The sequence below is a fragment of the Acidovorax sp. KPB24-03 genome, from assembly GCF_057546605.1.
This window is the reverse complement of record NZ_BAAJYR010000496.1, coordinates 1-2,221: the sequence shown is the minus strand read 5'-3', so window position 1 is coordinate 2,221 and position 2,221 is coordinate 1. Positions and strand designations below refer to the sequence as shown.

The 2,221-nt window shown below is 67.5% G+C and carries 2 protein-coding genes; both read right to left on the bottom strand.

Annotated elements, in window-relative coordinates; all coding sequences use genetic code 11:
- A partial coding sequence (locus tag AC27KI_RS23115; RefSeq protein WP_487116049.1) for a condensation domain-containing protein occupies window positions 1-1,924 on the bottom strand: 1,924 nt, incomplete at its 3' end.
- A partial coding sequence (locus tag AC27KI_RS23110; RefSeq protein ID WP_487116047.1) for a phosphopantetheine-binding protein occupies window positions 1,924-2,221 on the bottom strand: 298 nt, incomplete at its 5' end. The genes AC27KI_RS23115 and AC27KI_RS23110, both read right to left, overlap by 1 nt.

Genomic DNA, 2,221 nt, shown 5'->3' with positions numbered 1-2,221 from the left:
CCATCCAGGGTGTCCAGCTCCAGGGTGGGCAGGCCTTCCGGCCCAGGCGAGCGATCCGGCGCAACGCACTCGTGGGTGAGCACCAGGGCCACGGCGCTGTCCTGCGCCATGTAGGCCAGGCGGTCGGCTGGGTACTGCGGGTCCAGGGGCACCGTAGGCCCCCCCGGCCTTCGAGGATGGCGAGCATGCCAACGACCGTCTCCAGGCCCCGCTCCAGCGCCAGGCCCACCCGGACCTCGGGGCCCACGCCGCGACCGATGAGCTGGTGCGCCAGTTGGTTGGCCTGGCGGTTGAGCTCTCCGTAGCTCAGCTGCCGATCGCCCAGCACCAGGGCAACGGCATCCGGCCGCGCCCGCGCATGGCGCTCTATCCGCGCGTGCAGGGAACCCTCCCCCACCGGCTCAGCCCCCCTCCCTCGCTCTGCCCAACCCTGCAGCCGCTCTCTCTCACGGATATCCAACAGGTCCAGTTCTCCTACCGCCTGCTCAGGCCGTTGTGTCAGCGCCCGCAGCACCGCTTGGTACTGGCGGGCCATGCGCTCGATGGTCTCCGGATCAAACAACCCGGATGCGTAATGAAACGCAGCGTGAATCCGGCCATCGGCATGCTCGCGAATGTCCAGCGTCAATTCGAACTGCGCTGCCTGCCCACCGATGTCGTAGGCCTGCAGCGAGAGGCCCGGCAACTGGGTGAGTGCATCGAAATCGCCGCGCTGGTGGTTGAACATCACCTGGAACAGCGGAGGATGGTCCAGGCTGCGGTCGACGCCCAGCGCCTGAACCAGTTGCTCGAAGGGCAAATCCTGGTGCAACTGGGCACCCAGCGCAGCCTCTTGCACGCGGGCCAGTACGGACTGCAGGGTGGCGCGGTCATCCACCACAGCACGCATCACCAGGGTGTTCACGAAGAAGCCAACGATGCCTTCCGTCTCCACACGGTGGCGATTGGCCAGGGGCACGCCCACTCGGATGTCGTCCTGCCCCGTACACCGCTGCAGCAGGATCTGCCATGCGGCCAGCAGCACCATGAACGGTGTCCCACCGCAGGCCTGGGCACAGCGCTGCACCCCCAGCGCCAGATCCGGTGCCAACTCGATGCGGTGCCGCGCCGAGCGGTAGCGGCCATCGGCCCGCCGTGCATGGTCGGCCGGCAGTTGCAGCACGGGCTGATCGCCTCCGAGCTGCTGGGTCCAATAGGCCAGCTGCCGCTCCATTTCACCGGCTTCCAGCCATTGCTTTTGCCAGGCGGCGTAATCCGCGTACTGGATGGGCAAAGACGCCAAGCTGACGGGGTCGCCCGACACCTGGGCACGGTACTGCGCGACGAACTCGTCCACGATCACCTGCAGCGAAGCGCCGTCGGACACGATGTGGTGCATCACCACCACCATCACATGCTCGTCCTGTGCCAGGCGGATCAGTGCCGCACGCAACAGCGGCCCCGCGGTGAGATCGAAAGGCGCATTGCAAAGGCGCTGAGCTTCGGCGAGCGCAGCGGCTTCCCTTGTTGCCACCGGCTGCGGTGTCAGATCCACCACCCGCCAGTCCAGCGGCATCGCGGTGCCGACCACCTGCTCGACCTCGCCCTGCGCGCCGGTGCGAAAGACCGTTCGCAGCGCCTCGTGGCGCTCCACCAGTGCGGCCAAGCTGCCGCGCACCGCGGCCTCGTCCAACGCGCCGCGCAGCCGCAATGCTGCGCTGATGTGATATGCCGTGCTCTGCGGGTCCATCTGCCAGAGGAACCACTGGCGAAGCTGGGCATACGACAGTGGCGAACGCTCCTGCCATGCGGCATCGCGCGGCAGGATCGGGAACTGGCGGGGACTCAGGCCCTCGGCGCGGATTTTCTGGTAGACGACGCGGCGTTGTTCGGCCGTCAATCGGGAAAAGCGCTCAGCGATGCGGCGGGTGGCAACGGCTTCCATCAAAGGGTCTCCATGCTGTCAATCAATGCGTCGATGTCCGACAGGGCCTGCGCCGCAGGGCGTTGGCCCTGTGCTGGCACGAGCAAGGCAGCCATGTCCCGCAGCACCGGGGACTGAAAGACCTGGCGGATCGTGAGTTCGGTGTGCAATCGGTCCTGCACGCGGGCGACCAGCCTGGTGGACAGCAGCGAGTGACCACCCAGCTCGAAGAACTGGTCATTGCGCCCTACGCGCTGCACCCCCAGCACCTCGGCCCAGATCTGCGCCAGCGCCCCCTCGATCTCCCCCTGCGGCGCC